Here is a 5,088-nt window from a genome sequence, read left to right as displayed (position 1 = left end):
TACCGGTTTATTTCACATCCACCCATACCAGGTGGTGGTCGCTGCCATCGGCGATCTTCGCTTCGGCACTCTCATTGGCCGGCCAGAACACGCCGCTGCCGAGGTACTCGAAACCGACCGAGGGCAGCACGTAGTCCAGGCGCATGGTGCCGGACTTCGGGCCGAAATCGCCGGTGGCATGGAACGGTGCACCCTTGCGGCTGATGCCCTTGGCCGCATAGGCCAGGCTGGTCTGCTCGGCGCCGATGCTGCGCGGAGTGGGGTAGCGCAGCACGCGGGCGTTCTCGATCAGTTCGACGATCGCCTCGTGGCGGCCATCGCCATCGACCGGATCATTGTTGAGGTCGCCAAGGATGACAAAACGCGCATCCTGGGCCAGGCCGCCGCACTGGCCCTTGTCGTCGCACAGCCACGGCTTGTCACCCTTGGACAGGTATTCCTGCCACAGGCGCAGTTCGTCGTGGTTGCGCGCGGCGTTGCGCTTTTCCGGGCCGTCGAACACTGGCGGCGTCGGGTGCGAGACCAACGCGTGGACCACGCCGGCCGGGGTCTTCACCGGTACATCCCAGTGCGACTTCGACGACAGCCGCAGCTGCGACCAGACGGTGTCGTTGTAGAAGCTCTTGCCGGTGCGCGGATCGACCGGGCGGATCGCGCCGGGCATCGCACTCCACTTCAGCAGCTGGAAGCTGCGCACCTTGGCTTCGTCGATCGGGTAGCGCGACAGCACCAGCATGCCGTACTGGCCCGGGTGCAGGCCATAGCCCCAGGCGTCGTTGCCGCGGCCACGGCCTTCGCCGCCGACCACGCCGTTGTTGTCCAGGTCCAGGCCACTGGGCACGCCGGTGTTCACCGGCGCCAGGTAGCGGTAGGCGAAGTGCAGCGGCTTGCCGCCACCGGGCTGGGCCACTTCCAGGTAGCGCTTCTGGAACAGGTCGGCGGCGCGATGGGCGTCATCGAAGTCGAACTCGTTCAGCAGCACCAGGTCCGGGCGCACCTGCTGCAGCACTGCGGCGATCTTGCGCGCATGTTCGCTGTCGCCTTCCAGCTCGGCGATCAGGCCGCCGGCTTCGTCCGAATACAGCGAGGTGTTGTAGGTGGCCAGGCGCAGCGCTGCAGACGGTTTTTCGGTCATCGCGGGGGGCGTGGCGAAGGCGGGAGCGGTGGCGCCACAGAGCAGGGCCAGGCCGAGAATCAGGGGTTTGGCGTTCATGGGCCATATTGTGCACTTGGCCCGGTGTCAGTGGTTTGTCAGCGTCCGTCCAGTTCGTCATCGAAATCATGCCAGCGGCGGCCATCGTAGGCCTCCAGCGGGCGATAGCGCCGCTTGTAGTCCATCTTCTGGTGCTCACGTATCCAGTAGCCCAGATACAGATGTGGCAGGCCCTCGCGGCGGGCCCACTCCAGCTGCTGCAGGATCGCGAACGTGCCCAGCCCGCGTGCGGCATGGGCCGGGTCGAAGAAGGTATAGACCGCCGACAGGCCGTGCTCGGTCACATCGGTTACCGCCACGCCCAGCAGCTGGCTGGGCTGGCCATCGTGGCCGGGCAGGCGCATTTCCATGAAGCGCGTGTGCGACCAGCTGCCGATCAGGAACTGTTCGAACTCGTGCGGGCCGTGGTCGTCCATGCCGCCCTTGGCATGACGATGCACCAGGTAGCGGTGGTACAGCTCGAACAGATCCTCGCGTGGCATGGCCGCGGTGATGCGCACTTCCAGATCGGCATTGCGGGCGGCGCAGCGGCGTTGGCTGCGATCCGGGGCGAAGCGGGCCACCGGAATGCGCACAGCGACGCAGGCGTGGCAGTTCGCACAATGCGGGCGATAGACCAGGTCACCGCTGCGTCGGAAGCCCCAGCTCAGGGCCAGCGGGTACAGCCCGCCGAGGCGGCGGTCCTGCGGGTCCAGCACCAGGTCGCGTGCAACCCGGTCCGGCCAGTACCCACAGGGGTGCTCGCCGGTCTGGAACAGTCGCAGTTCGTCGTCTCTGTCGCCATGTCTCGCCATGGGCACAGCATAGCCCCAGCCTGTCGCAATGGCGGCGACTGTCCGCCGGATGAATGGAATGGGCGGCTGCGTCAACCGGCGTCGTGGCCAGGCGTTGTTGTCCTCCGAGGGTGAGGTGTTCACCCCGATGCCAATCCCATTCCCAGGAGTGACCCCATGATCCGTACCCCCCTGCTGCTGGCCCTGCTGCTCGGCACCTCCGCGACCGGCATTGCCTTGGCTGCCGACACCCCGGCTGCACCGGCGCAGCGCCCGGCCAAGCTGGACACCAATGGCGACGGCGTCATCGACCGCAGCGAGGCGGCTGCCAACCCGCGCCTGGCCGCGAAGTTCGACGAGCTGGACAAGAACAAGGACGGCAAGCTCTCGCGTGATGAGCTGCCGCGCTGGAAGCACGGTCGCCGTGGCCACGGCGGTGAGCGCTGGGCCAAGCTGGACGTCAACAAGGACGGCCGCATCAGCCGTGACGAAGCCAAGGCCGATCCGCGCCTGGCCGCGCGTTTCGACCAGCTCGACCTCAACAAGGATGGCTACCTGGACAAGGTCGACCGCGAGCTGCGCATGAAGCAGCATCGTGACGCCTGGTTCGCTGCGGCCGATACCAACAAGGATGGCCAGCTGAGCAAGGCCGAGTTCGACGCCGCCAAGGGCCCGATGCATGGTGGCCCGCGCCACGGCGGCCCGCGTGACGGCGCCGCGCCGAAGCCACAGCGCTGATTTTCAATGCAGTGATCGACGACAACGCCGGCGCACTGCCGGCGTTGTCCGTTACAGGCGGCCGCTGAGCGTCATCGTGTAGGCCAGGGCACCGATGACGATCAGGTTCACCGCCATCATGCCGGTCAGGCCGTACATGGATTCGTACTTCCAGTTGATCCCGTTACGCCCACGCCGGGCTGCATCACGCGCGAGCAGCGGCGCCATGATTCGCCGCAGCGTCACCAGGCACTGGTAGTTGACCACGGCCAGGCCCAGTGCCAGCACCAGCAGCTGCGCCCACATCGGCGCCTGCAGCAGCACGGCAAACAGGATGGCCAGGCACCAGCCCAGGCTGGTGCCGGTGCTGAGATTGACGAAGCGGCGGACCTGGACCTGCTCGGCGCCGGTCTCGGCGTAGGACAGCAGGAAATGGCCGCCGAGATAGCTGCCGAGCGCGCCACCGACAACGCCACCGATGATCGCGGCCCAGCTTGAGGCAGGCAGCATCTGCAGCTGCCCCAGTGTGGCGGTCAGCGAGCCGAGCGCGGTGCCGCCGGCAGCGCTGGCGCCACCGAGGCCGAGCTTGCTGCCACCCACGCCGACGCCGGTTCCCAGCAGGATCGTCGCGCTGGCAGTGCCGGGCGCGGCCACCAGTACCATCGAAACCACCGCCGTAGCGAACGCAGCACTGGGCGCGCTGCTGCGTGCGAATTCACCGAAGCGCTGCAGCAGGCCCTCGCGCACCTGCGCACGGGCACGTGACAGGCGCTTGCGTACCGCCGCGTCGCTCAGCCCCAGCAGGTCGGCCACCTGCTGCGAATGCTGGCCCTCGCGGTAATACAACAGCAGGACTTCGCGGCTGTCGGCGGGCAGGGCAGAGATGATGTCTTCGGCAGCGATTTCCTCTTCCAGCCGCTGCAGGCGATCGGCCACGCCCGGGGTCGGATCCGCAGCCATGGTCAGCGCCACTTCGGCAGCCTCCCCGCTCAGCGGTCGGCCACGTTGTGCGCGCAGCCAGTCGCGGGCGAGGTTGCGGGTGATCTGCCGCAGCCAAGGCAGGAAGCTGCTCGCGCTGCGCAGCTGGTGCAGCTGCTGCCAGCCCTTCACGAACGCTTCCTGGGCGATGTCCTCGCTGGCCTGGCGGTCGCCGGTGATGGCCAGGGCGATGGCGGTGACCGTGTTCTGGCAGGCCAGCACGATGCGGCCATAGGCATGCTGGCAACCGCTGCTGGCGGCCGGCAGTTCGCGTTCCAGGGTTTCGTCGATGCTTGCGGCGAAGATCGTCATGGCGGCGGGCTCCTGCAGGGATTGTGTCCCATGACGGAGCCGCGCGCCGAATGTGACCGGTTCGCGTCCCGGTAGCGCCGGGCCANGCCCGGCGGCGTTTCTGTCAGGCCGCTGCGCTCGCCGGGCAGGGCCCGGCACTACCTGCGCGTTACGTGGACGGCTGGATGCGGACCCGCACTTCCTCTTCTTCCGGCGGTGCCGGCGCGGTCGGCTGTGCTTGCTGCGGCTGTGCCTGCGGGGCGGGCACCGGCGCGGTTGGGGCAGGGGCACCGCGATGGCGCAGGCCGATCACCAGCGCCACGCCGGCGATCACCACCAGCAGGGCAATGCGGATGCGCCAGGCCCAGCCACGACCGCCGGTACTGCCCTGCACATCATCGCGGAAGGCGAACTCGGCGGTCGGGTGGTCACGGCGGGTGGTGTCGAGCAGGCGGGCGTCGCGCAGGATCTCGCGCGCACGCGGCTGGTCGTCGGCGCGCACGACCCACACCGCAGGGTAGGCGCCTGCATTGCCCAGGTCGGTATAGCTGAACTGGCCACGTCGACGGGTCTTGTACGAGCGCCCGTTGGTGACCTTCACCTGGATGTCGTGGCTGCGCAGGAGCTCGGCCACGCCTTCCACGGTTTCCACGCGCTGGCTGCTGAAAATCTGACGCATAGGTCAATCCTTGGCCGGCACGGCGGCCGCTGCTGCCTGGTCCGGAACCACGCGGATCAAGCCTTCCTGGGCGGTGCTGGCAACCAGCACGCCATCACGGGTGAAGAACTGGCCACGGGCCAGGCCGCGCGAATCCTGCGCACTGGGGCTGTCCAGCGAGTACAGCAGCCAATCGTCGGCGCGGAACGGGCGGTGGAACCAGATCGCGTGGTCCAGCGAGGCCATCTGCACGTGCGGGTGGTAGTAGCTGATCCCATGGGGGAATGTCGCCGTGCCCAGCAGGTGGAAGTCGGAGGCGTAGGCCAGCAGCGCCTGGTGCAGCTCCGGCGCATCGCCGACCGGCTCGCTCAGGCGCAGCCACACCTGGTGGTAGGGCGGGCGCGTGCGCTACTGCTGGGCCGATGGCCCGGTGTGCACCCTGCGCGACAGCAGTGGGG

General features: G+C 68.2%; 5 protein-coding genes and 1 pseudogene. 1 reads left to right on the top strand and 5 read right to left on the bottom strand.

Going from position 1 to position 5,088, the window contains the following annotated elements; translation table 11 throughout:
- Positions 1-7 precede the first annotated feature (7 nt).
- A complete protein-coding gene (locus tag TEP_RS13845; RefSeq protein ID WP_132825652.1) occupies positions 8-1,213 on the bottom strand; it encodes an endonuclease/exonuclease/phosphatase family protein in 1,206 nt (401 codons plus the stop codon).
- A 38-nt stretch (positions 1,214-1,251) separates the two neighbouring features.
- Positions 1,252-2,007, bottom strand: coding sequence for an arginyltransferase (locus TEP_RS13840; protein ID WP_032975961.1), 756 nt, complete (start codon positions 2,005-2,007; stop codon positions 1,252-1,254).
- Between the two features lie 156 nt (positions 2,008-2,163).
- On the opposite strand from TEP_RS13840, the gene TEP_RS13835 reads away from it, so the two are divergent.
- On the top strand, positions 2,164-2,724 hold the full coding sequence (locus TEP_RS13835; protein WP_132825651.1) for an EF-hand domain-containing protein: 561 nt from the start codon (positions 2,164-2,166) through the stop codon (positions 2,722-2,724).
- A gap of 51 nt (positions 2,725-2,775) precedes the next feature.
- Here TEP_RS13835 and TEP_RS13830 read toward each other — a convergent pair whose 3' ends face one another.
- From TEP_RS13830 to TEP_RS13820, 3 genes and pseudogenes are all read right to left on the bottom strand, one after another.
- On the bottom strand, positions 2,776-3,987 hold the full coding sequence (locus tag TEP_RS13830) for an RNA polymerase sigma factor (RefSeq protein WP_206140268.1): 1,212 nt from the start codon (positions 3,985-3,987) through the stop codon (positions 2,776-2,778).
- 154 nt (positions 3,988-4,141) lie between these two features.
- A complete protein-coding gene (locus TEP_RS13825; RefSeq protein WP_132825649.1) occupies positions 4,142-4,651 on the bottom strand; it encodes a pathogenicity-like protein in 510 nt (169 codons plus the stop codon).
- 3 nt (positions 4,652-4,654) lie between these two features.
- Positions 4,655-5,032 (bottom strand): annotated as a pseudogene (locus tag TEP_RS13820) (acyl-CoA thioesterase II); the annotation flags it as partial.
- Positions 5,033-5,088: the final 56 nt, after the last annotated feature.

It is taken from the genome of Stenotrophomonas sp. TEPEL (assembly GCF_004348785.1).
GTDB classification, from domain to species: Bacteria; Pseudomonadota; Gammaproteobacteria; order Xanthomonadales; family Xanthomonadaceae; genus Stenotrophomonas; species Stenotrophomonas indicatrix.
This window is presented reverse-complemented; position numbering and strand designations above follow the sequence as displayed.

Excerpts from the sequence above, each read along its gene's own strand:
- TEP_RS13845 (WP_132825652.1), bottom strand. The coding sequence starts at position 1,213 with ATGAACGCCAAACCCCTGATTCTCGGCCTGGCCCTGCTCTGTGGCGCC.
- TEP_RS13840 (WP_032975961.1), bottom strand. The coding sequence starts at position 2,007 with ATGGCGAGACATGGCGACAGAGACGACGAACTGCGACTGTTCCAGACC.
- TEP_RS13835 (WP_132825651.1), top strand. The coding sequence starts at position 2,164 with ATGATCCGTACCCCCCTGCTGCTGGCCCTGCTGCTCGGCACCTCCGCG.
- TEP_RS13825 (WP_132825649.1), bottom strand. The coding sequence starts at position 4,651 with ATGCGTCAGATTTTCAGCAGCCAGCGCGTGGAAACCGTGGAAGGCGTG.